This is a genomic window from Stenotrophomonas sp. LGBM10 (assembly GCF_046736075.1).
Classification (GTDB): domain Bacteria; phylum Pseudomonadota; class Gammaproteobacteria; order Xanthomonadales; family Xanthomonadaceae; genus Stenotrophomonas.
This window is the reverse complement of record NZ_CP177163.1, coordinates 888,600-911,643: the sequence shown is the minus strand read 5'-3', so window position 1 is coordinate 911,643 and position 23,044 is coordinate 888,600. Positions and strand designations below refer to the sequence as shown.

The 23,044-nt window shown below is 69.0% G+C and carries 18 protein-coding genes; 11 read left to right on the top strand and 7 right to left on the bottom strand.

Annotated elements, in window-relative coordinates; genetic code table 11:
* Positions 1 to 13 precede the first annotated feature (13 nt).
* Together ACLB90_RS03855 and tldD are read left to right on the top strand one after the other, a co-directional pair.
* Positions 14 to 3,880 carry a YhdP family protein gene (locus ACLB90_RS03855; protein WP_411851692.1) on the top strand — a complete coding sequence of 1,289 codons (3,867 nt, stop codon included), beginning with the start codon at positions 14 to 16 and terminating at the stop codon, positions 3,878 to 3,880.
* 53 nt (positions 3,881 to 3,933) lie between these two features.
* Positions 3,934 to 5,379 carry a metalloprotease TldD gene (gene tldD, locus ACLB90_RS03850; protein WP_411851691.1) on the top strand — a complete coding sequence of 482 codons (1,446 nt, stop codon included), beginning with the start codon at positions 3,934 to 3,936 and terminating at the stop codon, positions 5,377 to 5,379.
* An 80-nt stretch (positions 5,380 to 5,459) separates the two neighbouring features.
* On the opposite strand, the gene yjgA is transcribed toward tldD, so the two are convergent.
* A complete protein-coding gene (gene yjgA, locus ACLB90_RS03845; RefSeq protein WP_411851690.1) occupies positions 5,460 to 6,065 on the bottom strand; it encodes a ribosome biogenesis factor YjgA in 606 nt (201 codons plus the stop codon).
* 68 nt (positions 6,066 to 6,133) lie between these two features.
* Between yjgA and pmbA the strand changes: the two genes are divergently transcribed.
* Together pmbA and ACLB90_RS03835 are read left to right on the top strand one after the other, a co-directional pair.
* Positions 6,134 to 7,501: a metalloprotease PmbA gene (gene pmbA, locus ACLB90_RS03840; RefSeq protein ID WP_411851689.1), complete on the top strand. Its 1,368-nt coding sequence runs from the start codon at positions 6,134 to 6,136 to the stop codon at positions 7,499 to 7,501.
* Positions 7,502 to 7,576: 75 nt separating this feature from the next.
* Complete coding sequence (locus ACLB90_RS03835; protein ID WP_136003163.1) at positions 7,577 to 7,960, top strand: DUF4870 domain-containing protein; 384 nt, start codon at positions 7,577 to 7,579, stop codon at positions 7,958 to 7,960.
* 932 nt (positions 7,961 to 8,892) lie between these two features.
* Here ACLB90_RS03835 and ACLB90_RS03830 read toward each other — a convergent pair.
* From ACLB90_RS03830 to ACLB90_RS03810, 5 genes are read right to left on the bottom strand one after another with little or no spacing between them, the layout of a single operon-like run.
* A complete protein-coding gene (locus ACLB90_RS03830) occupies positions 8,893 to 9,771 on the bottom strand; it encodes a polyprenyl synthetase family protein (RefSeq protein ID WP_411851688.1) in 879 nt (292 codons plus the stop codon).
* Positions 9,761 to 10,021 carry an exodeoxyribonuclease VII small subunit gene (locus tag ACLB90_RS03825; RefSeq protein WP_411851687.1) on the bottom strand — a complete coding sequence of 87 codons (261 nt, stop codon included), beginning with the start codon at positions 10,019 to 10,021 and terminating at the stop codon, positions 9,761 to 9,763. Before ACLB90_RS03825 ends, ACLB90_RS03830 begins: the two co-directional genes overlap by 11 nt.
* A gap of 36 nt (positions 10,022 to 10,057) precedes the next feature.
* Complete coding sequence (tilS, locus tag ACLB90_RS03820; RefSeq protein ID WP_411851686.1) at positions 10,058 to 11,356, bottom strand: tRNA lysidine(34) synthetase TilS; 1,299 nt, start codon at positions 11,354 to 11,356, stop codon at positions 10,058 to 10,060.
* Positions 11,357 to 11,412: 56 nt separating this feature from the next.
* Positions 11,413 to 11,973, bottom strand: a complete 561-nt coding sequence (locus tag ACLB90_RS03815; protein WP_411851685.1) for a WG repeat-containing protein — start codon at positions 11,971 to 11,973, stop codon at positions 11,413 to 11,415.
* The gene (locus ACLB90_RS03810; RefSeq protein WP_411851684.1) at positions 11,973 to 13,685 is read right to left on the bottom strand and encodes an alkaline phosphatase; all 1,713 of its coding nucleotides are present in this window, start codon (positions 13,683 to 13,685) and stop codon (positions 11,973 to 11,975) included. The genes ACLB90_RS03815 and ACLB90_RS03810 overlap by 1 nt, the downstream gene beginning before the upstream one ends.
* A 149-nt stretch (positions 13,686 to 13,834) precedes the next feature.
* Between ACLB90_RS03810 and ACLB90_RS03805 the strand changes: the two genes are divergently transcribed.
* The 7 genes from ACLB90_RS03805 (at position 13,835) to ACLB90_RS03775 (ending at position 21,558) form a co-directional block, all read left to right on the top strand.
* Positions 13,835 to 15,163, top strand: coding sequence for a dicarboxylate/amino acid:cation symporter (locus tag ACLB90_RS03805; protein ID WP_017355798.1), 1,329 nt, complete (start codon positions 13,835 to 13,837; stop codon positions 15,161 to 15,163).
* 782 nt (positions 15,164 to 15,945) lie between these two features.
* Positions 15,946 to 16,476, top strand: a complete 531-nt coding sequence (locus tag ACLB90_RS03800; RefSeq protein WP_411851683.1) for a hypothetical protein — start codon at positions 15,946 to 15,948, stop codon at positions 16,474 to 16,476.
* Positions 16,473 to 17,111 carry a hypothetical protein gene (locus ACLB90_RS03795; RefSeq protein ID WP_411851682.1) on the top strand — a complete coding sequence of 213 codons (639 nt, stop codon included), beginning with the start codon at positions 16,473 to 16,475 and terminating at the stop codon, positions 17,109 to 17,111. Before ACLB90_RS03800 ends, ACLB90_RS03795 begins: the two co-directional genes overlap by 4 nt.
* Before the next feature lie 44 nt (positions 17,112 to 17,155).
* Positions 17,156 to 18,589, top strand: coding sequence for an adhesin (locus ACLB90_RS03790; protein ID WP_411851681.1), 1,434 nt, complete (start codon positions 17,156 to 17,158; stop codon positions 18,587 to 18,589).
* Positions 18,590 to 18,723: 134 nt separating this feature from the next.
* Positions 18,724 to 19,434 carry a C39 family peptidase gene (locus ACLB90_RS03785; RefSeq protein WP_136003169.1) on the top strand — a complete coding sequence of 237 codons (711 nt, stop codon included), beginning with the start codon at positions 18,724 to 18,726 and terminating at the stop codon, positions 19,432 to 19,434.
* A 9-nt stretch (positions 19,435 to 19,443) separates the two neighbouring features.
* Positions 19,444 to 20,205 carry a hypothetical protein gene (locus ACLB90_RS03780; RefSeq protein ID WP_411851680.1) on the top strand — a complete coding sequence of 254 codons (762 nt, stop codon included), beginning with the start codon at positions 19,444 to 19,446 and terminating at the stop codon, positions 20,203 to 20,205.
* A 45-nt stretch (positions 20,206 to 20,250) separates the two neighbouring features.
* Positions 20,251 to 21,558, top strand: coding sequence for a hypothetical protein (locus tag ACLB90_RS03775; RefSeq protein WP_411851679.1), 1,308 nt, complete (start codon positions 20,251 to 20,253; stop codon positions 21,556 to 21,558).
* Between the two features lie 19 nt (positions 21,559 to 21,577).
* Here the strand turns inward: ACLB90_RS03775 and ACLB90_RS03770 are convergent, their stop codons facing one another.
* Positions 21,578 to 22,915, bottom strand: a complete 1,338-nt coding sequence (locus ACLB90_RS03770; protein ID WP_411851678.1) for a sigma-54 interaction domain-containing protein — start codon at positions 22,913 to 22,915, stop codon at positions 21,578 to 21,580.
* Positions 22,916 to 23,044: the final 129 nt, after the last annotated feature.

Sequence of the window (23,044 nt, the reverse complement as noted above, 5' to 3'; positions counted from 1 at the left end):
TCCACGCGTTGCGATGAGCACGCCGCTTCGACTGCGACTGCGAAGGATTCGCCGCCATGCTGTGTATGCACTGGCGATCGTATTGGTCTGCGTGGCGTTGCTGGTGGGCACCGTCAGCCAGCTGCTGCCCCTGGCCGAACGCCACCCGGACAAGGTGGCGGCGTGGCTGAGCGCACGCGCCGGCCAGCCGGTGCGGTTCGATGGGCTGGACACCGCCTGGACCCGGCGTGGCCCGCTGCTGCAGCTCAAGGGGCTGCGCATCGGGGCGGGCGACGGGCTGCGCATCGGCGAGGCCGAAGTGCTGGTGTCGATGTATGCGGGCCTGCTGCCCGGCCACTCGTTGACCGAACTGCGCCTGCGCGGCGTGGCGCTGGTGCTGCAGCGCGCAGCGGATGGCCGCTGGTCGGTGCGCGGCCTGCCCCAATCGGGGAGCGGCGATCCGCTGGAAACGCTGCGCCGGCTGGGCGAACTGCAGGTGATCGGTGGCCGCCTGAGCGTGGATGCACCGTCGATCGGCGTGCAGGCCGCACTGCCGCGCATTGACCTGCGCCTGCGCGTCAACGGCCAGCACCTGCGCGTGGGCGCGCGCGCCTGGGCCGACCCGGCCGCGCAGCCGCTGACCGCGGTGCTGGATTTCGACCGCAACCACGGCAACGGCCAGGCCTGGCTGGCGGCCGACCCGGCCGACTTCCGCGCGTGGTCCGGCCTGCTCAAGGCGGGCGGCGTATCGCTGCAGCAGGGCACCGGGGAGTTCAATGCCTGGGTGGACCTGCGCGACAACAAAGTGGTGATGGTCACCTCCGATGCCGATCTGCAGGGGGTGCGCCTGCGCGGCGCGCCGATGGCCGATGGCACCCGCCCGCAGCTGGCCCTGGATACCCTGCAGCTGCGCGCCCGCTGGCGCTGGGTGAAGGGCGGCTGGCGCGCGGATGCGCCGCGGCTGCGGATCGGCATGGAAGGCGGCACCCAGCAGCTGGACGGCCTGCTGATCGCCGGTGGGCAGCACGTCGCGCTGTCCGGCGACAACCTGGATGCCACCGCGCTGCTGCGCGGCCTGGCGCTGACCGACCGCATCGATCCGGGCCTGCGCGGCTGGCTGCATGCCGCCGCACCGCAGGTGCGGATGAGCCGGGTGCGCGTGGCCGGCGAGCAGGGCGGGCCGCTGTCGATCGACGGCGAACTGGATGAGATCCGCTTCGCCGCGGCCGGCCATTCGCCGGGCCTGAGTGGCGTGGGTGGCCGCTTCACCGGCGACGCCGACGGGTTCGCGCTGGACCTGGTGCCGTCGCGGGTGATGCATTTCGACTGGCCGACCGGGTTCGGCCAACGCCACGACGTGCGTCTGGCCGGCCGTGTGATCGGCTGGCGCGACGAAGCCGGCGGCTGGCGGATCGGCACCCCGGCACTGCGCGTGCAGGGCACCGACTACGCCGCCGACGTGCGCGGCGCGGTGTGGTTCCAGGGCAACGGAACGCGCCCCTGGCTGGCGCTGGCGGCGAAGATCGACGACGTGCCGATGACCACGGCCAAGCGCTTCTGGATCCACTCCAAGATGAGCAAGGGCGCCACCGACTGGCTCGACGCCGCGCTGGTGTCCGGGCAGGTGCGCGGCGGCGTGGGGCTGGTCACCGGCGATCTGGAGGACTGGCCGTTCGACCGCAACAACGGGCGCTTTGAAGCAACCGGCCACATCGACAACGGCAGCATCCGCTTCCAGCACGACTGGCCGACGATGGACAAGGTCAATGCCAACATCGCCTTCATCGGGCCCGGCTTCGAACTGCATGGCAGCGGCGATCTGGCCGGCGTGGCCGTGAACCGCTTCGACGCGGGCATTGCCGATTTCGGCCAGACCGACCTGTACGTGAAGGCGACCACCCGCAGCGATGCCGGCGCGCTGTTGACGATGCTGCGGCGCAGCCCGCTGCAGGCCACCTACGGCGACACCCTGGACAATCTCACCGCGAAGGGGCCGGCTGCGGTGACCTTCGACCTGCTGCAGCCGCTGCACCACGACGAACCCGGCGGGCATCTGCAGGGCACCGTCGACCTGGACGGCGCCAGTCTGGCCGACAAGCGTTTCGAGCTTGCCTTCGATGCCATGCGCGGGCAGGCCCGGTACGGGCGTGGCGGGTTCGACGCCGACAAACTGTCGGTGCGCCACCTCGGCCAGGACGGGGTGCTGAGCCTGCGTGCCGGCGAGTTCGTGCAGGACCCGCAGAAGGCCTTCGAATCGGAACTGACCGCCTCGCTCGATGCCGGCGGCCTGCTCGACCGCGCGCCGGAACTGAACTGGCTCAAGCCGTACATCCACGGTACCTCGCGCTGGACCATCGGGGTGACCTTGCCCAAGGTCGCTGCCGGCAGCAAAAACCCCGCGCCGACCGAGCTGCGCCTGCATTCGGACCTGGTCGGCACGCGGCTGGACCTGCCCGCGCCGCTGGACAAGCCGGCCGACGTACCGCTGGCCACCGCGGTGGCGGCACAGCTGCCGATGGGCAGCGGCCGGGTGGACGTGGCCTTCGGCCAACGCCTGGCCCTGGCCGCGCGCATGCACAACAACCAGACCGGGGTGCAGGTCACCCTCGGCAGCGGCCAGGTCGACCGCGAACCGCCTGCCAGCGGCCTGGTGGTCAACGGCCGCAGCGGGTCGCTGGATGCACTGGAATGGATCGGCCTGGCGCGCTCCCCGGGCGGCGATGACGGCAAGGACCCGATGCCGCTGCGGCACGTGGATGTGCAGGTCGGCCAGCTGCTGCTGGCCGGTGGCGTGTTCCAGCAGACGCGCCTGCAGCTGCGCCCCACCGGCAACAGCGTGGATGTCCGCCTGGATGGCCCCTCGCTGGCCGGCAGCCTGGACGTGCCCAATGCCGATGGCGGCACCATCGTCGGCAAGCTCAGCCGCGTGCACTGGCAATCGCTGCCGACGCCGGTCAAGGCGCCGGGCGACGGCGCGCCGATCGTGCTGCCCAGCGACGCCCTGCTGGCGGCGCGCGTACAGGCCAGCGCCAACGATACCGATCCGTCGAAGATTCCCCCGTTGTCGCTGGATATCGACGACCTGCAGTTCGGCAAGGCCACGCTGGGCAAGGCGGTGCTGCGCACCCGCCCGATGGCCAATGGCCTGAGCGTGGACCAGCTGCAGTTCCGTTCGCCCAAGCAGGCCATCGACGTCAGTGGGCGCTGGATGGGTATGGGCGAGGCCGCCCACACCCAGCTCACGGTGGACGTGAAGAGCGACGACCTGGGCGGGCTGATGCAGAACCTGGATTACGGCGGCCAGCTGCGCGGCGGGCAGGGCCAGTTGCAGCTGCAGGCAGGCTGGCAGGGCGGTCCGTCGGACTTCCAGCTCGGCGCGCTGGAAGGGCGCCTGGACGTGCATGCGCGCAATGGCCAGTTGCTGGAGCTGGAGCCCGGCGCCGGGCGCGTGCTGGGCCTGCTCAGCGTGACCCAGCTGCCGCGCCGGCTGATGTTCGATTTCCGCGATTTCTTCTCCAAGGGGTTCGCCTTCAACCAGGTCGAGGGCACCCTGGCGTTCGCCGGCGGCATGGCGACCACCGACAAGGTTCTGATCGAAGGCCCGGCGGCCAATATCAGCATCCGCGGCCAGACCGACCTGCGTCGCCAGCAGTTCGACCAGACCATCGACGTGAACCCGCGCGCCGGCAACCTGCTGACCGTGGTGGGCGCGGTGGCCGGTGGACCGGTCGGTGCCGCGGTGGGTGCCGCCGCCAACGCGGTGCTGTCCAAGCCGCTGGGCGAAATCGGCGCCAAGACCTATCGTGTCACTGGCCCCTGGGCCGAACCCAAGGTCGAGGTGATCGACCGCGACGATGCGCCCCGGCCGGCCCCGGCTCCCGCCCGCCCGACCCCGCGCTGACCCTTTTCCCGCGCCCGGGTTGCGATGGCGACCGGCGCCCTCAGATAGATGACATGACCGACAACGCACTCTCGCTGGCCCACGACCGCCTGCTCCTGCCCGCCGGGCTGGATGCCAACGGCCTGGAACGCACCTTTGGCACCCTGCTGGGGCCGGGGATCGACTTTGGCGACCTGTACTTCCAGCACGCCCGGCGCGAAAGCTGGAGCGTGGAGGACGGCATCGTGAAGGATGGCGCGCATTCCATCGAGCAGGGCGTTGGCGTACGCGCCATCGCCGGCGAGAAGACCGGCTTCGCGTACTCCGACGACATCCACCGCGATGCGCTGCTGGCGGCGGCGCAGTCCGCACGTGCCATTTCCCGCGAGGGCGGGGCGCAGTCGGCGCGTTCGCTGGTGCGTGGCACCGGCCGCGCGCTGTACCCGGCGCTGGACCCGATCGACGGCATGGGCAACGAGGCCAAGGTCGAGATGCTCAAGCGCCTGGACCAGTACCTGCGCGCCGCGGACCCGCGCGTGCAGCAGGTGATGGTCAGCCTGTCCGGTGGCGTGGATACGGTGCTGATCGCGCGCAGCGATGGCGTGCTGGCCGCCGATATCCGGCCGCTGGTGCGCCTGAACGTGCAGGTGATCGTGGAACAGCACGGCCGCCGCGAATCCGGCTATGCCGGTGGCGGTGGCCGCTACAGTTACGCCGAGCTGTTCGCCGATGGGCGCCCGGAAGCCTTCGCCCGCGAAGCGCTGCGCCAGGCGCTGGTCAACCTGGAGGCGATCCCGGCCCCGGCCGGGGTGATGACCGTGGTGCTCGGCCCGGGCTGGCCCGGCGTGCTGCTGCACGAGGCGGTCGGCCACGGCCTGGAGGGCGATTTCAACCGCAAGGGCACCAGCGTCTACGCCGGCCGCGTGGGCGAGCGCGTGGCCGCGCCGGGCGTGACCATCGTGGACGACGGCACCCTGGACGGGCGCCGTGGGTCGCTGAACATCGATGACGAGGGCCATCCGACCCAGTGCACCACGCTGATCGAGGACGGCATCCTGGTCGGTTACATGCAGGATTCGCTCAATGCCCGCCTGATGGGTGTGGCGCCGACCGGCAACGGCCGTCGTGAATCGTTCGCGCACATGACCATGCCGCGCATGACCAACACCTACATGCGCGCCGGCCAGCACGATCCGGAGGAAATGATCCGGTCGGTGAAGAAGGGCCTGTACGCGGTCAACTTCGGCGGCGGCCAGGTCGACATCACCAGCGGCAAGTACGTGTTCTCGGCGACCGAGGCCTACCTGATCGAAGACGGGCGGATCACCGCGCCGGTGAAGGGCGCGACGCTGATCGGCAATGGCCCGGAGACGATGCAGAAGGTGCGCATGATCGGCAACGATCTGGCCCTCGACGAGGGCGTGGGCATCTGCGGCAAGGATGGCCAGAGCGTGCCGGTCGGCGTTGGCCAGCCGTCGCTGCTCATCGACGGCATCACCGTGGGCGGCACCCAGGCCTGAGCCGCGCGATGCACCCGCTCCTGTCGCCGCACCACGCGCGGGCCAGCAGCATGCTGGCGCCGCGGTGTGGGCGCGTGGACTCAGTCGTCGGCGTGCTCGTCGCCGTGGTCGTCGACATCCGCATCCGCCTCGGCGTCCGTCGCGTTCACGCCTTCCAGGCCGAGCGCGGCGGGCAGCATCAGGCCGCGCAGCACCTGGTAGATCTCGCGGTAGGCGCGCGGCGGCTTGTTCTTGGCGCGGTCGGCCTGGGCATTGCGCACCAGCGTGCGCAGCTGCTGGCGGTCGGCCTGCGGGTATTCGGCCAGCAGCAGGCCCAGCGCTTTGTCGCCGTCCTTCATCAGGCGTTCGCGCCAGTCCTCGACACGGTGCATGGTGGCCACTTCACGGCGCGAGGTGTCGCTGTTGGCATCCAGCGCGTCGCGGATCGCATCCAGCACCGCGTCGTCCTCGCGGCGCATGTGCTTGGCCAGAAACGCCAGCTGGCGCTTGTGGGCGATATGCGCGGTGATGCGCTTGGCCTCGGCGATATGCGGCAGCAGGTCTTCGGGCACCGGCAGGCGGGCCAGCTGGGCCGGGGTCAGCGACACCAGCTTCTCGCCCAGGGCCAGCACATCCAGCGCAGCCCGGCGATTCTGGCTACGGCTGATGTCAAGGAATTCACCGGTTTCTTCGTCGCGTCCGCGCATCGTCTTATTTCCACATCCAGAACTGTGCCCCGCGTTGCGCCGGGCACTCACCCGTACAGGATAAAGCATTGAACGTGATCTCCCCTGAAGTCTCCCCGGCCGACGACAGCCTGCAGCGCCTGGAGCAGCTGGCCGACATCTCCCAGCGCCTGCTGGAGCGGGCCAAGGCCCTGGGTGCCAGCCAGGCCGAGGTCAGCTGCAGCGAGGAGCGCGGGCTGGACGTGAATGTGCGCCTGGGCGAGGTGGAAACCGTGGAATCCACCCGCGACCGGGGCATCGCGGTGACCGTCTACTTCGGTCAGCGCAAGGGCAGCGCCAGCACCGCCGACCTGCAGGACGCCAGCCTGGAGTCCACGGTGGCCCAGGCCTGCGCCATCGCCCGGCATACCGAAGATGACGCCGCGGCCGGCCTGGCCGACGCCGCCCTGATGGCCCGCACGTTCCCCGACCTGGATGGCTGGCACCCGTGGGCGCTGGGCGCCGACGAGGCGCTGGACCTGGCCCTGGCCTGTGAAGCGGCCGGGCGCGAGGCCGATTCCCGCATCAGCAATTCCGATGGCGCCTCGGCGGCCACCGCGACCAGTCTGTCGGTGTACGCCAATTCGCACGGGTTCATCGGCCGCGAGCGCAGCAGCCACCATTCGATCGGCTGCGCGCTGATCGCGGGGCAGGGCGACGGCATGCAGCGCGATGGCTGGTACAGCAGCGCGCTGGCCCGCGAAGACCTCGAATCGGCGGCCGCCATCGGCCGCCAGGCCGCGCAGCGCACCGTGGCCCGGCTGCAGCCGCGCTCGATGGCCACCGCACAGATGCCGGTGCTGTATGCCCCGGAAGTGGCGCGCTCGCTGATCGGCCACCTGCTCGGCGCGGTGTCCGGCGGGGCGCTGTACCGCCGTGCCAGCTTCCTGCTCGACAGCGTCGGCACCCGCCTGTTCCCCGACTGGTTCGGCATCGACGAACTGCCGCTGCTGCGCCGCGGGCTGCGCTCGTCGGCCTTCGATGGCGATGGCGTGGCCACCCGCGACTCGGCGCTGGTCAGCGACGGGGTCCTGCAGCGCTACGTGCTGGGCAGCTACTCGGCGCGCAAGCTGGGCCTGCCGACCACGGCCAATGCGGGCGGCGTGCACAACCTGAAGGTCACCGCCAATGCGGGCGACCTGACCGCCATCGCGCGGCAGATGGGCGACGGCCTGCTGGTCACCGAACTGATGGGGCAGGGTGTCAACGGCGTCACCGGCGACTACTCGCGCGGGGCCGGCGGGTTCCGGGTGGAGAACGGCGAAATCACCTATCCGGTGGACGGGATCACCATCGCCGGCAACCTCAAGGACATGTTCGCCAGCATCGAAGCGGTGGGTACCGATATCGACCGCCGCTCCCACGTCCACGTGGGGTCCATCCTGGTCGGACGGATGACCGTTGCCGGTAATGATTGACGTATTCTATTGAGGCTGCCCTGGCAGGCGGGGAGCCTGCCGCGCACTACCCACATACCGCACAAGGAGCTTTACGTGAGCGAATTCGACAACGTCACCGCCCCGCCGCCGCCGCCGGCCCACACCGATCCGGTGCCGAGCGACCAGCGCACGATGGCGCTGGCTGCGCACCTGCTGGGCATCTTCACCTGGTTCATCGGCCCGCTGATCATCTGGCTGGTCAACAAGGACGACAGCAGCAAGGCGTTCGTCAACGACCAGGCCAAGGAAGCGCTGAATTTCCAGATCACCATCACCATCGCGATGGTCATCTGCTTCGTGCTGATGATCGTGATCATCGGTGGCCTGCTGGCGCCGCTGGTCGGCATCCTGAACCTGGTCTTCTGCATCATCGCGGCGGTGAAGGCCAACAACGGCGAAGCCTACCGCTACCCGTTCGCGCTGCGCCTGGTGAAGTAAGCCGGCGGCCATACGCCCTGCGGCGTCATGAAAAACGCCCGGCACTGCCGGGCGTTTTTTTGTTCTTCTTCCTTCAGCGTCGCACGCACTGCTCGCGATGTGTGACATGCAAGGCGCGGCGGGTAGTGGGTCGGGCGCTGGGCCACGATGCCCTTGCCGGCGAATGTCCCCCGGCGTCGGCCTTCGGCCGCCACCTCCTCCTTTACTTCGCCCACAAGGGCATCGTGGCCCACGTATCGAGACTGCTGGCGCCTCAAAGCACTGCTTTCCCGCGCGTGCGCAAGGCGAGCCCCCTGACGGAATGCGCGCTCTGCAGCGCTCCAGGTGCGGCGGCGGGTGGGTCGGGGCGCTGGGCCGCGATGCCCTTGTCGGCGAATGTCCCCCGGCGTCGGCCTGTGGCCGCCACCTCCTCCTTTACTTCGCCCACAAGGGCATCGCGGCCCGCGTATCGAGACTGCTGGCGCCTCAAAGCACTGCTTTCCCGCGCGTGCGCAAGGCGAGCCCCCTGACGGAATGCGCGCTCTGCAGCGCTCCAGGTGCGGCGGCGGGTGGGTCGGGGCGCTGGGCCGCGATGCCCTTGTCGGCGAATGTCCCCCGGCGTCGGCCTGTGGCCGCCACCTCCTCCTTTAGTTCGCCCACAAGGGCATCGCGCCCCAGCGTGCCGAGACTGCTGGCGCCTCGCAGAAGCCGGCCAGCGGCCGGCACTACGTGGGGGATTGGGCTTGGTTTTCGTGCGCGCACCGCAAGCCGAGCTACGTCGCGGTCGACAGGCTCCAGGGCAACGTAAAGGAGGAGGGGGCGGCCACAGGCCGACGCCGGGGGACAGTTGCCCAGGGGCCTGTCGGCCGCGACGGAGCCCTTCAGGCTCGCGGTAGACCCGAGCGGAGACACCGCTGTGTGCGCTGGAACGCCCGGCATCGCCGGGCTTCAGATCAATGATCGCGTTCGACCGCCAGCCGTCCCAATGCACGCAATGCATCGGCGCGTTCGCCGTAGGCGGCCAGGCCGTCCTGCATGCGCTCGCTCAGCGCCGCCAGCTCGGCTTTGGCGCCATCCATGCCCAGCAGCGCGGGGAATGTCGATTTGTCCTGCGCCTGGTCCTTGCCCGCAGTCTTGCCGAGCTGCTCGGAGCTGGCTTCGACATCGAGGATGTCGTCGCGCACCTGGAACGCCAGGCCGAGCGCGTTCGCGAAATCGTCGAGCTGCAGCAGGTCGGCGTGCGGTGCGTCGCCGCACAGCGCGCCCATCCGCACGGCCGCGCGGATCAGCGCGCCGGTCTTCAGGGCGTGCATGCGCTGCAGATCGGCCAGCGGCTGGGCATGGCCGGTGGCGTCGATGTCCAGCGCCTGGCCGCCGCACATGCCGGCCGCGCCGGAAGCATGGGTCAGCGCCTGCAGGCAGTGCACGCGCAGCAGCGCCGGCAGGGCTGCATCGGCGAGCAGGCCGAAGGCACGGGTCTGCAGTGCGTCGCCAGCAAGGATCGCGGTGGCTTCGTCGAAGGCGACGTGCGTGGTGGGGCGGCCGCGGCGCAGCGCGTCGTCATCCATCGCCGGCAGGTCGTCATGCACCAGCGAATAGGCGTGGATCAGCTCGACCGCCATCGCCGGCGCGTCCAGCGCGTGTTCGTCGGCGCCGAAGATCTGGCCGCTGGCGTACACCAGCAGCGGGCGCATCCGCTTGCCACCGCCGAGCACGGCATAGCGCATCGCCTGGTGCAGGCGCTGCGGCGCGGATTCGGGGGAAGGCAGGCTGGCGTCGAGCTGGCTTTCAATGCGGTCGCGCCAACGCGCGAACGTGGACTCAACCGTCATGGCCGGGCGGATCAAAGCTGTCGGCCGCGTCCGGCTGGGCCGGGTCGCGGAGCAGGCGCACGCGCAGTTCGGCCTGTTCCAGCGCCTGCTGGCACTGGCGGTACAGGCCCACGCCACGTTCGTAGGCGCTGAGCGACTGTTCCAGGCTCATCTCGCCGGTTTCCATCTTCTCCACCAGCTGCTCGAGTTCTTCCAGCGACTGTTCGAAGTGGGCGACCGGGGAGGTTTCGTTGGGGGACTTCTTGGGCATGCCACAAGTGTGATGCGCCCGCCCGGTGGGGTCAATTCACGCGCTGCCCGGCGTCCACTGCAGGTGGGCGTGGTGTTCATCCAGCCAGTGCTGCAGCGATGCGGCGATCACCCGGTCGCCGGCGGCAACGAGGGTGTCCTCTTCGAACAGCAGCGGCAACTGGCGGCGCTGCCACGGGGGCAGTCCACGCTGCTGCAGCAGGTCCTTGAGCGCGTGCGAATGGGTGCGGCCCGGCAGCTGGATGCGTTCGCCACCGCGCCGCGCACGCACCTGTACCGGTGTGGGCAGACGCCTCGCGCCGACCAGCGCCAGCTGGCCGCCGTCGGGCAGCGCCAACGCCGCCCGCCCGTCCCAATGCACGCTCCAGTGCGGTGGCAGGGCAAGGGTGATGGAGAGCAGGTGCAGTTCACCGCGCCAGCGGCGGATGCGCGCGCCCTGCCACGCGAACTGCGCATCCGCATCCGGGGCGGCCGGGAGCAGGTCGCGTTCGATCGCGTCCACGCCCGCGGCGGGCAGGGGCGGCAATCCGCTGTTGCGGACCCAGCGCCGCAGCAGGCGCGCCCGGCGTTCGGCGGGCAGCCGTTGCAGGGGGGCAATGGACATCACCCCCGGCGCGATCAGGCAGCGCCGCAGTGCGTCGCGGTCGGTGCTGTCCAGCAGCCGCTGCGACTGCGCGCAGAGCGTGGCGCTGCGCGCGAACGCGGCATCGGCCTGTGGCCAGCGCTGCTGCAGCAGCGGCATCACGTGCAGGCGCAGGAAATTGCGGTCGGCGTCGTCGCGGGCATTGCTGGGGTCGTCGATCCAGCGCAGGTCGTGCGCGTGCGCGTAGTCCAGCAGGGCACTGCGCGGTACCTGCAGCAGCGGGCGCCAGACCGTGCCGGTAGCGAAGTCGGCCTGGGCCTGGATCGCCGCCAGCCCGTCCACGCCCGAGCCGCGCAGCGCACGCAGCAGGAAGGTCTCGGCCTGGTCATCGCGGTGGTGGGCCAGCGCCAGTCGTTCGCCGGGCCGCAAGGCGTGGGAGAAGGCATCGCGGCGCGCGTTGCGTGCCGCCGCTTCCAGCCCCTGGCCACTGTCGCGGGCCACGTCGACGTGGATCACCTGCAACGGGACATTGCGCGCCGCGCAGATTGCGCGGCAATGGTCGACCCAGCCGTCGGCGGCGGCCTGCAGACCGTGGTGGACGTGCAGGGCGCGCAGACCGGCCGCGTGCTGTGCGGGCATCGCCGCCAGCCAGTGCAGCAGGACGGTCGAATCCAGGCCCCCACTGAAGCCGACCAGCACCGGGGTGGGGGCGTCGGGAGGAACGGGCAGGTCCAAGGGCATCGGGTCCGGCATGACTCAGGCAGGCCGGCAGTATCGGGTCTGGCGGCCATTGCCGCCATGTGCGCCGGTCATGGCGTGGCCGGATCGGGAACGCGGCGCCCCTGGCGGTCGATGTGGAACCACTCGCCGCCCTCCATCGGGATGTGGCCCTGGGCGTCGGCAGGGCCGCGGTGGCAGCCGTTGCAGACCTGCGCGATGCCGTCGGTGAACGGCCAGCCGAAGTCGAAGGTGGTCGGGAAGGCCTGTACCAGGCGGGCGTCGAAGTATCCGATGCGCGCGCCGACGCGGCCCCGCAGCAGGCCCTCGGCGAGCGGGTCCGGGCCGTTGTCCCAGGGGATCACCGCCTGGGTGCGGCCCTGCCGGGTGACGTAGTGGAAGCTGCCGCCGGCCGACACGACCGCCAGCCCATCGGCGTCGTAATCGAGCTGGGCCAGCGTCTGCTCCTCGATGCGGGGCTTGCCCGCTTCCAGCGTGCAGCCGGGCAGCATCCACAGCCCGTGTTCTTCGGTGAGTACCTTGCACTCTGGCGCCTGGGCATGTGCCGCGGCGCAGGCGAGCAGGCCGGCGAGCAGCAGCAGGGGCCGCGCGTGGCGGCCTCTGCTGCGTGCCGGGTGCGACGTGCCCGGCATCAGGGTGCGTCGGCCTTGCGCTCGAACGCGGTCGGCTTCGGCAGCTCCACCGGCACGCCCTTGGCATCGCAGGTGCCGGCCGCGCACAGGCGGTCGCGTAGGCGCGGGGTGGCCTGGACGATCATGTGGTAGAGCGTGTTCTGCTCCATCGTGCCGCGGATGGCCTTGCTGCCGGGGCCACGCGCCCAGATGCCGACGTCTTCGCCGCCGTGGGTTTCGCTCTTGGTCGGGACCAGGGCTTCCTGCATGTAGTCGGGGTGTTCGGTATCCACATGGGACAGGTCCGGCCGGCCGCTGGCGGCCTCGAAGCTGCTCGGGTTGTGCGGATAGGTCTTGGGGCCGGCCGGCTGCTGGTTGGTGGGGCCGGTATAGCCGGGGCCATTGGCATAGCTCAGCGTGGTGTAGGGCAGGCCCAGGCCATCGCGGGCCACATCGAGCGCGCCGGAACCGTCTTCGCCGCCCTTGTCCTTGACCTTGCCGAGGATGGGGTTGCCGCGTGCCGGGTAGCCGACGAAATTCAGCGTGTGCGAATGGTCGGCGGTGACGATGATCAGGGTGTCCTGGTCGGACGTGGCCTCGACCGCGGCGCGCACGGCATCGGACAGTGCCACGGTGTCGCTCAGGGCACGGTAGGCATTGCCGCTGTGGTTGGCGTGGTCGATACGCGCGCCTTCGACCATCAGCACGTAGCCTTCCTGGTGGCGGGACAGGTTGGCGATGGCGGCCTGGGTCAGTTCGGCCAGGCTCGGTTCGCCGGCCGGGTCGTCCTTGCGCTCGATCTCATAGCGCATGTGGTCCGGTTCGAACAGGCCGAGAATTGCCGGTGCGTTGGCGGCGGCCTGCAACTGCTTGGCGTTCCAGACATAGGCACCCTGCGGGTGGGCCTGCTGCCATTCGGTGACCAGGCTGCGGCCGTCCAGGCGCTGGCCTACCTTGTCGTCGTACTCGGGATCGCGTTCTTCGACGGTGGTGAACTCACCGCGTCCCCCGCCGAGGGCGACCAGCGGGCCGCGCCCATAGCGCGAGGTGGACAGCAGCTGCTGGGCGATATCCCTGCAGCCGGCCGCCTTGGCCGCTTCGGGCAGGTCGGTGTCGTTTTCCCAGTTGCGCTCGGGCGAATGGGCATAGGTGGCCGCCGGGGTGGCGTGGGTCAGGCGGGCGGTGGAGACCACGCCGGTGGCCATGCCGGCGCTGTCGGCCAGCTGCAGCCAGGTCAGCAGGCCCTTGTCCAGGCTGTCGGCGCAGTCGGTGCGCTGCCCGGCGCTGACGCCGATGGCACCCATGTGGGTCTTCACGCCGGTGGTGATGGCGGTCATGGTGCCGGCCGAGTCGGGGGTCTGCGAGTCGGTGTTGTAGGTTTTGCTGAATGCGGTAGCCGGGAAGCGCTCCCAGGACAGCAGGTTCTCCTCGCCGGGGTTGCCGTTGCGCTGGCCTTCGAAAATGCGTGCGGCAGCAACGGTGGTCAGGCTCATGCCATCGCCCAGGAACAGGATCACGTTCTTGGCCCGGCCCTGCATGGCACCGTTGCCGGCGGCGCGGGCGGCGCCGCTGCGGTACCACCACTGCGGGGTTTCACCGGCAGGATGGGCCACGGGCGGAACATCGACCTGGACGCTGGCGGGACCGTTGCCGGAGGTGGGGGCGGTGCTGGCACAGGCGCCGAGCAGCAGGGTGGCGGCGATGGCCACCACCAGGGACGTGGAACGGGACATGGACAGGCATATCTCTCAGGTGAATCGGGCGTTCATTATGCAGAACGGCGCAAGGCACGCCGATGACACGCTGATTTTCTGTCCACGCCTCGTTCCGGGCGCCGGCTTGGGCTATCGTGCCTAGCTGTCAAATCCTCTCTGGAATGCTCATGAAGCTGGTCTCTGCGTGGTTGCGGATTCCGTTCTGGCAACGCGTGCTTGGCGGCTTCGTGCTGGGTGCGCTGGCCGGCTGGTTGCTCGGGCCGGCGGCGGAAACCTGGTTCGGTCCGCTCGGCGACCTGTATGTCACGCTGATCAAGATGATCGCGGTGCCGCTGGTGTTCTTCGCGGTGATCAATGCCATCTCCTCGCTGCACGGACAGAAGTCGGTGGCGGCGCTCGGCGGGCGGACATTCCTGTGGTTCATCATCACAGCGGCGCTGGCGGTGTGCGTCGGCCTCGCCGTGGGCACGCTCATGCAGCCGGGGACGGGCAACCTGAGCCTGAGCATGGACCACGGCTACACGCCGCGGGAGGTGCCGAGCATCGTGAAGGTGCTGATGGACGTGGTGCCGTCCAACGTGTTCTATGCGCTGACCGGCATCGGCACGAAGGTCAATGCGGCCGGTGAGACGGTGCTGGCCGCCGGCCGTGGGTCGATCCTACCGGTGATCTTCTTCGCGGGCCTGCTCGGCTTTGCGATGGTGAAACTGGGCGACAAGGTGGCCGAGGCGCGCAAGCTGACGGGTCAGCTGAGCGACATCATGATCCAGGTGACGCGCTTTGTGCTGGAAATCACGCCGCTGGGAACGTTCGGCCTGATCGCCGGGCTGGTGGGCAGCTACGGGTTCGAGAAGCTGCTGCCGCTGGGCAATTTCGTGCTGGCGCTGTACGTGGCCTGTGCGCTGCACATCGTGGTGGTGTACGGCAGCCTGCTGCTGGCGCACGGGCTGAACCCACTGAAGTTCTTCCGCGGTGCGGCCCCGGGCATGCAGGTGGCGTTCGTGAGTTCGTCGAGTTTCGCGGCGATGCCGGCGGCGATGCGCTCGATCACGCACAACCTGGGCGTGAACAAGGACTACGCCTCGTTCGCGGTGCCGCTGGGTGCAAGCATCAAGATGGACGGGTGCGGGGCAATCTACCCGGCGCTGTGCGCGGTGTTCATCGCGCAGTACACGGGCGTGCCGCTGACGCCGGAGCAGTACATCGTGGTGTTGATCGCCTCGGTGCTGGGCAGCTTCGGCACCGCGGGCGTGCCGGGCACGGCGGTGGTGATGGCGACGGTGGTGCTGAGCGCGGCGAACCTGCCGCTGGAGACGATCGGCTACCTGTACGCGATCGATCGCATTCTGGACATGATGCGGACGATGACGAACGTGACGGGCCAGATGCTGGTGCCGGTGCTGGTGGCCAAGGAAACCGGGCTGCTGGATCGCGCGGTCTACGACAATCCGTCGACCAACCTGGGCGTGGACGAGGGAGAAGAACGCCCGTCCTGACCGCGCTCCGCGGGTAAGACGTCGAAAAGGGCCGGCATCTGCTGGCCCTTTTTTATGTTCTGACGCCTACGCGTGGCATGCACGATGTGCGCTGCAGATTTCTGGTGCGGCGGGTAGTGGGTCGGGGCGCTGGGCCACGATGCCCTTGTCGGCGAATGTCCCCCGGCGCCGGCCTGCGGCCGCCACCTCCTCCTTTACTTCGCCCACAAGGGCATCGCGGCCCACGTGCCGAGAGTGCTGGCGCCTCAAAAGACCGGCTTTTACGTGTACGTACCGCATGCCGAGCTCCGTCGCGGTGCGCAGGCTCCAGGGCAACGTAAAGGAGGAGGGGGCGGCCGCAGGCCGACGCCGGGGGACAGTTGCCCAGGGGCCTGCGCACCACGACGGGGCCCCTCACGATCGCGGTAGACCAGAGCGGAGACGCGGCTGTGTGCGCTTGCGTCTTTACAGGCGCGGCAGGTGGGTCGGGCGCTGGGCCGCGACGGTGGCCCTCATGCTCGCGGTAGACCCGAGCGGAGACAACTGCGCGGCAGCCGTCGCTGACCACGCACCGTAACGGGGTGTATCAGCGGGTGTAACGACGCTGATACAGGCCCGCCACTGTTGACGCTGCGGGCGGCGACGCGCGTCTGTGCGCACGTTCAGGCAACGAATTTCCCACGCCGCTGTAACACCGATGACGCGGCGGCCGGGTCCGGTGGCCGGCAAGGCCTTGCAATGCGGGCCTGCTGGACTTGGCACGATTGCTGCGATGTCCCTGCGCATGTTTTCGGGAGTTCGCCATGGACAGCATTGCCGCACGCAGGACACCGCGCTTCAGCCCCTGGTGGCTGGCCGCAGTGATGGTACTGCCGCTGGCCGCCACGGCCTCCGGCGCACGTCAGGGGGTGAAGGCCCAGCCGGGTGAGATCGTGCTGCTGCGCGATGTGTCGACCCGGCCTGCGTATCGTCCCGCACCGCCCGGGATCGCATTGATTGCCGATCCGTCGCCCAAGCGCGAAGTAAGCCAGGCGCTGGGAACCTCGACCGGAATGGATGAACTCAGCGACGACGACTATGCCTCGCTCGGTTCCAATACCGGTGCCGGCGCAGCCCACGGGTCGACCACCATCGAACGGGTCACCGGGCAGACCGTCAACCATACGCTGGGCAAGGTCACCGACAACGGCATGTTGTCCGGCGGGCAGTTCAGCAACACCATCGGCGGTTCGATGGGCGCGGTGGGCAACGCCACACGCGGCATCGGCGACCAGGTGCGGGGCGCGCTGGCGCAGTTCCCGCTCGGCCAGCCTGCTGGCGGGCCCGGCAAATGAGCGCCTGGCTGCGTGGCAGCGTGATGGCACTTGCGCTAATCGTGCCGGCCGTCGCGTCGGCGCAGTCCGGCGATGACTACGCCGCCATGCTGTCCTACCTCAACCACAGTCGCATCGACGGCCGCGCGCTGGCCGGCGCGAACGGTGCGATGAGCGTGAACATGGTGGCCGGCGATCTCAACCAGCAGGCCAACCTCATCGGCATCGCCAACGGGCAGCGCGCCAACGTGGCCATCCAGGCGCAGCAACGCCAGGCCGGCGACCGCGTGCTCGGCGATGGGCCGATGGACGCCAGCGCCAGCATTGGCGGACAGGCACTGCGCGGCGCCAGCGGCGTCGCATCGATCAACCAGGCCAGCGGCAACGGCAATGCGACGCTCAACGTCGTCACCGCCACGCTGGCGCAACAGGGCATACGCGAGACCAACGACGAGGCTCTGGCCGCGTCGGGTGCGCTCGCGTCAGCAGGGGGGCAGGCGACCGTCAACGACGGCCGGCCGGCTGGAACCCGCAGGGTGGCGGTGGAAGCCACCGCACTGCAGGGTTTTGACGGCGTCCTGCAACTCAATCAGATCGCGGGATCCGGCAACGCCACCGCAAATCAACTGAGCATCTCGGTGCAGTCCACCCCGTGAGTAGTCACATCCACCCGATTGTCTGTGATGAGAGAGAGGGCACCATGAATACCACCATGAAGCGGACCGTACTCGCAGTAGCCATCGCTGCGGCATCGGCCACGGCCGGCGCCAACGGCTGGGGCAATGACCGCGACAACCAGAACCAGAGCGCGAACATCAATCACCTGCACAACGTGAGCGAGACCCGCACCAACACCAACACCGATACCAATACCGAAACCAACACCAACACCGATTCGCGCACCTGGAACCGGACCTGGAACAACACCCGCAACACCAACAGCACCACCAATACCACCGTCAATGAAGATGTCACCCGCAACCGCGACGTGACCGTCAACGAAGACGTCAACAAGACCAGCAACATCCAGGCCGACGAGCGCAAGGAAAAGAACAACCACGGCGTGGACGTGAACCTCGAGAAGGATCTGCGTCTGAGTTCGGACATCAACTTCTCCGGCGATCCGGAGATTACCGGCTCGATCGACCTCGACTCGGCCGCCATCGCCATCATCGACAACCGCCAGTCGATCAGCAACAACCTGGCCGGCAACAGCCTGGTCACCAACAACGCTTCGATTGCCGACGACGTCGGTGCCGATGCGTCGGGCAACCTCGGCTTCAACGTTGCCGCCGGCGACAACAACGCCCAGGACAATGCCGCATCGCTGTCCGCGGCTGATGCATCCTTCAGCTTCGGCATGGCCGACGCCGAAGTGTTCGTCAACCAGTACGGCGCGGGCAACACCACCCTCAACTCCGGCGTGACCAACGCCGCGGGCCTTGGTGGCAATGCCTTCAGCGGCGCGTCCGGCAACATCGGCGTCAACGCCACCTCCGGCAACAACAACGAGCAGAAGAACGCGCTGGCCGCCTCCGTGGCCACCGCCGCCTATGCCACCTCGAGCATCAGCTCCAACCAGGTCTCCAGCGGCAATACCGTCAGCAATGCCGGCTATCTGCAGCGCATGACCGATACCGTGGATGTGAGCCTGCGCGGGCGCGTCTCCGGCGGCACCCTCGCGGTGGGCGCAGGCCGTTACAGCGGCACCGGCAACGCCTACCAGAAGGACAACTACTACCTGGATACGTGGAATGGCGAACTGGACCATCCGAGTGGCAATGCAACGGGCCACATCGACATGGATAACGAGATCCAGAACGCGACGGCGAATCCGAATCGCCAGGGTGTGGGCGGTATCGCCTTCGATACCGACGAGAGCGGCACCAGCCAGTTCGTCGAACTGGGCGTGGCCGACCTGTACGCGAGCCTGAGCGGCACCGTCTCCACCACCCGCTGGGTGGCGGTGAATGCCACCAACACCGCGGCCCTGTCCGGCAGTGCGTTCTCCAATGCCTCCGGCAACATCGGGGTGAACGTGTCGGCGGGTACCGGCAACCTGCAGGCCAACAGCCTGGCACTGGCCGTGGCGCAACCCTCCACCGGCGGCGGTGGCGGCGGCACCGGCGAGTAAGTCTGTCCGTTTTCGCAAGCAGTACGCGTTGAGCGCAACAAACCCGGCCATCCGCCAATGGCCGGGCTCCCCGGGAGCCCCTGTCCCTTTTCCCCCTTTCGGGGCAGGGGCTCCTTCCTGAGCCGGAGAGCGCAATGTCCAACCGTTTTCGCATCTGGATGCTGGTGTGGGCGTTGTCGCTGCTGATGCTGCCGATGGGCGCGGTGCGCGCCGGCGATGTCGGCTTCAGTGGCGTGCTGCCCAATGGGGCGGTACTGACCCAGCGCGTTGAAAGCATGCAGGAGCGGCGCTTCCGCAACATCGTGCGGCAGCACACCGACTACAGCTGCGGCGCGGCGGCGCTGGCCACGATCCTGCGCTACGCCTACCACCTGGAGGCGGACGAAGGCACGGTGATCGAAGGGATGATGGGGGTATCGGACCCCCAACTGGTGCACCAGCGCGGATTTTCGCTGCTGGACATCAAGCGGTACGTGGAATCGATGGGCATGCGCGGGCGCGGGTATCGCGTCAACGAAGAGCGGTTGCGATCGCTGCGCGTGCCTGGACTGGTGCTGATGGATGTACGCGGGTTCCGTCACTTCGTGGTCCTCAAGCAGGTCCGTGGCGATGTGGTGGACGTGGCCGACCCGATCCTGGGCAACCGCAGCCTGCCCGTCAGTGAATTTCTCAAGGCGTGGCCGTCGCGCGCTGTGTTTGTCGTGATCGGCAGTGATTTCGATCGCAACACGGTGCTGCTGCAGCCTGGCGAACGGCCCAGTGCGCGTTCGCTGTATGCCCGGCAGGGCCCGATCACCGACGCGGAACTGGTCGACTTCGGATTCACCCATGCCGACCTGTTCTAAGGAGTCAACATGAACATCGCAACGTGGACGCCCGGCGTGGTGCTGCTGGCCGTGCTGGGCATGGCACCGGCGCATGCCGATGAAAGCCGGCCCGGCAAGGGACTGAGCGAGATCCCCGATCCGGAACTGAATCTCATGCGGGGACGCTACACCGTCGGTGGCAATACAGTGGCCTGGTTCGGCGTCACCATGATCTCGCAGTGGCAGACCGCAGGCGGCCAGTCGGCGCAGAGCGCGCTGAAACTGGGCATGGATTTCACCCAGGGCAGCACGCCGCGCATCACCTTCGCGCCCAGCGTGAGTGTCACCGCCGCCGATGCCCCGCTGCCGGTCACCACCGGCCGCAGCATCGATGCCAGTGGCCTGCAGAACGTGGCCGGACTCAGCCAGACCATCCAGGTCGCCGGCGACGGCAACCAGGCCAGCAACGCCACCCAGCTGACCGTGCGGGACGGCGTGGCGCCGCCGGCCGGTGCCGACAACGCGCACGTGGCTTCACTGCAGCGCGATGGCGTCAGTGCGATCGCCCAGCTCGACGGCAACAGCGCCAAGGTGCAGTTGCAGATCGAGGGTGCAGGCGCGGTGCAGCAGTGGATCCGCAACGGCAGTGTCGGCCAGAGCATCGCGCTCAGCAGCGATGGCCAGGCAGTGAGCAACCGCCTGCAGATCGACCTGGTACGGCAGTCCCTGGTCAACAACGTTCCCCTCAGCCAGAACGTGGCGCAGGCGATGACGCTGGTACGGGGTGTAGGCATGGGGCCGGGCCAGTAAGACAGGGCCGGCAAGGGGGCGACAACACAACCGTGGGCCAAGGCAATGCACACTCCGATACGGGCAACACCGCTGGCGCTGGCGGCGCTGGCACTGATGGCGGCAGCCGGCGCGCATGCGCAGCAGCCGGCCGGCAACGACGAAGCCGACGTCAAGGCACTGATGGCGCAGCTGGAAACGCTGAAGGCGAACTACGCGCAGGAAGTGCGACGGCTGCGCGAACTGGATATGCAGGTGCAGGCGATGCAGGCACGCCTGACCGGCAAGACCGCCCCCGTGGCGGCAGCCGGCGCCGCACCGCCGCCCCCGCTGCCTGCCGGTACGCCGGCCGCGCCAAGCGGCGACGGCTACGCCAGCAGCGCCGAGGAGGCGAGGCAGGCCAAGCAGGAGTCGCGGCGCAGCGTGGATGACGTCAAGCAGCAGCAGGCCGCATTGTTCAGCCGTCGCTTCACGCTCGAAAACAGCCTCACCTACGCCCGTTACGATCGCAAGCAGCTCAGCCTCAACGGCTTCCTCGCACTGGATGCGATCTTCCTTGGCAACATCGCCATCGAGAACGTCGAGTCCGACACGCTGACCTACAACCTGGCGGCGCGCTGGGGCGTCAGCCCGCGTCTGACCCTGAACCTGGACGTGCCCTACCTGGCACGCAAAACGGTCTTCCAGAAGGGCGGTGCCGGTGGCTCGGCCGCCGCGATCGCGCAGGAGGAAACCACCGGCAACGGCATCGGCGATGTCGGCGTCAGCGCCAACTACAAGCTGTTCTCCGAACACGGGCGCTGGCCGGAAACCGTGTTGACGGTGGGTGCCACCGCGCCGACCGGACGCGCGCCGTACGGGTTGGACTGGAAGGTGCTTGAACGCGATGACGACGACTTCATCCGGTTCGCCGTGCCCGAAGAACAGCCCACCGGCAACGGCGTGTGGCAGGCCAATGTGGGCCTGTCGGCGGTCAAGACCGCCGACCCCGCGATCCTGTTCGCCAACATCGGGTACATCCACTCGTTCCCGCGCAGTTTCGACGACATCGATGCCAATCCGGATACGGTCAACCCTGGCGATGTGAAGCTGGGCGGTTCGTACTACTTCGGTGCCGGTGTCGCGTTCGCGTTCAACGAGCGCACCAGCCTGAGCATCTCCTTCAGCGACAAACTCAGTGCGCGTGCCTCCACGCGATACCGCAACGGCCAATGGCTGAAGGTGATCGGCAGCGACGCCAATGCCGGCACGCTCAACCTTGGCATCACCTATGCGCTCAACCAGAACACCACGCTGGTCAGCCTGCTCGGCATCGGCCTGACGCCGGACGCGCCGGACTTCACTCTGGCGTTCAAGGTGCCGTACATGCTGTAAGGCAACCTGGCAGCCGGCGCTACCGAAGCTCCGGCAGGGCCAGCTGGTGTTTGCGGCAGAGGCGGTAGATCGTTACCCGCGACACCTGCATCGTGCGTGCGCATGCGCTGATGTTGAAATCGCTCTGGCGCAGCGCGTGCAGCAGCGTCTCGCGCTCGGCCACCTGGCGGGCGTCGTGCAGGCCGCGTTGGGCGGTCGGCAGCAGCGGCTGCCCCAGTTCCAGGTCGGTGGCGCTGATCAACTCGGTCTCGGTGACGATTGCCGCGCGCTGCACGCGGTTGAGCAGCTCGCGTACGTTGCCCGGCCAGTGGAAGCGTTCCAGGGCGCGCAGCGCGTCGGCGCTGAAGCCGCGCGCGCGGGTGGCGTGGCGGCGGCGGAAGCTGTCCAGGAAGTGATGGGCCAGCAGCACGATATCGCTGCCACGCTCGCGCAGCGGCGGCAACGGCAGCCGCAGCACATTGAGCCGGTAGAACAGATCGCGGCGGAACCGCCCCTGTTCCACCGCCGTTTCCAGATCCACGTGGGTGGCGGCGAGCACACGCACGTCCACGGCCAGCGGCCGATTGCTGCCCACGCGCTCGACCGTGCCTTCCTGCAGCACGCGCAGCAGGCTGGTCTGCGCATCCAGTGGCAGGTCGCCGATCTCGTCCAGCAGCACGGTGCCGCCATTGGCGGTTTCGAACAGGCCGAGCCGGCGCGCGGCGGCGCCGGTGAAGGCACCGCGCTCATGTCCGAACAGTTCCGATTGCACCAGCGCGGCCGGAATGGCACCGCAGTTGACCGCCATGAACGGGTGCGCATGGCGTGGCGACAACGCGTGCAGCGCCTGCGCGGCCAGCTCCTTGCCGGTGCCGGTTTCGCCGGTGATCAGCACCGGCAGCTCCACCGGGGCGAACTTGCGCAGCGCTGCGCGGGTGACCTGCAGCACGGCGCTGTCGCCGATCAGCGCCTGCGGGCCGGGGCCGCTGCGCGCGGTGTCGTCGGCGGCAAGCTGCTGCAGGCGCAGGACCAGGTGCGGCATGTCCACCGGGGCGCGGTAGGTGGCCACGCAGGCAGCAAGCAGGGCATCCAGGGCCGGGGAGGGGGGCAGGCCGGTGGACGGGACGATCGCCAGCAGACTCATGTGGCGATGCTCCACGAGCAGTTGCTGCAGATGGGCCAGGTTGGCCGGCACGACATCGCGCAGGTCGAGCAGCCCCACGATCTGGTCGCTGCCCCGCATGCCGATGCCGGCGCACTGCTCGGGCGCGACCCCGCGAACCTGCCAGCCTGCCGCTGCCAGCGCAGCGCGTTCGTTGGCCAAGGGGCGTCCAAACCAGATCACACACCGGGCCGGGAATTCAGGGACTGCCGCCATGCGTCACCTTGTCGAGGAGAACAGGGGCGGCATCAAGTCCTGGACGGGTGCCCCGAGCGTGCCGCCCCACGCCCGGTCCGCTACCCCCCGGCGTGCGGCGCGGGGAGATCGCCAGCGAAGAATGCCTGC

Bases quoted from the DNA above. Each gene is read 5' to 3' on its own strand.
- ACLB90_RS03825 (WP_411851687.1), bottom strand. From the start codon at position 10,021: ATGCCCAAGAAGTCCCCCAACGAAACCTCCCCGGTCGCCCACTTCGAA.
- tldD (WP_411851691.1), top strand. From the start codon at position 3,934: ATGACCGACAACGCACTCTCGCTGGCCCACGACCGCCTGCTCCTGCCC.
- ACLB90_RS03775 (WP_411851679.1), top strand. From the start codon at position 20,251: ATGCACACTCCGATACGGGCAACACCGCTGGCGCTGGCGGCGCTGGCA.
- ACLB90_RS03790 (WP_411851681.1), top strand. From the start codon at position 17,156: ATGAATACCACCATGAAGCGGACCGTACTCGCAGTAGCCATCGCTGCG.
- ACLB90_RS03815 (WP_411851685.1), bottom strand. From the start codon at position 11,973: ATGCCGGGCACGTCGCACCCGGCACGCAGCAGAGGCCGCCACGCGCGG.
- ACLB90_RS03805 (WP_017355798.1), top strand. From the start codon at position 13,835: ATGAAGCTGGTCTCTGCGTGGTTGCGGATTCCGTTCTGGCAACGCGTG.
- ACLB90_RS03770 (WP_411851678.1), bottom strand. From the start codon at position 22,915: ATGGCGGCAGTCCCTGAATTCCCGGCCCGGTGTGTGATCTGGTTTGGA.
- ACLB90_RS03855 (WP_411851692.1), top strand. From the start codon at position 14: ATGAGCACGCCGCTTCGACTGCGACTGCGAAGGATTCGCCGCCATGCT.
- tilS (WP_411851686.1), bottom strand. From the start codon at position 11,356: ATGCCGGACCCGATGCCCTTGGACCTGCCCGTTCCTCCCGACGCCCCC.
- ACLB90_RS03810 (WP_411851684.1), bottom strand. From the start codon at position 13,685: ATGTCCCGTTCCACGTCCCTGGTGGTGGCCATCGCCGCCACCCTGCTG.
- yjgA (WP_411851690.1), bottom strand. From the start codon at position 6,065: ATGCGCGGACGCGACGAAGAAACCGGTGAATTCCTTGACATCAGCCGT.
- ACLB90_RS03830 (WP_411851688.1), bottom strand. From the start codon at position 9,771: ATGACGGTTGAGTCCACGTTCGCGCGTTGGCGCGACCGCATTGAAAGC.
- ACLB90_RS03785 (WP_136003169.1), top strand. From the start codon at position 18,724: ATGTCCAACCGTTTTCGCATCTGGATGCTGGTGTGGGCGTTGTCGCTG.
- ACLB90_RS03800 (WP_411851683.1), top strand. From the start codon at position 15,946: ATGGACAGCATTGCCGCACGCAGGACACCGCGCTTCAGCCCCTGGTGG.
- ACLB90_RS03780 (WP_411851680.1), top strand. From the start codon at position 19,444: ATGAACATCGCAACGTGGACGCCCGGCGTGGTGCTGCTGGCCGTGCTG.
- ACLB90_RS03795 (WP_411851682.1), top strand. From the start codon at position 16,473: ATGAGCGCCTGGCTGCGTGGCAGCGTGATGGCACTTGCGCTAATCGTG.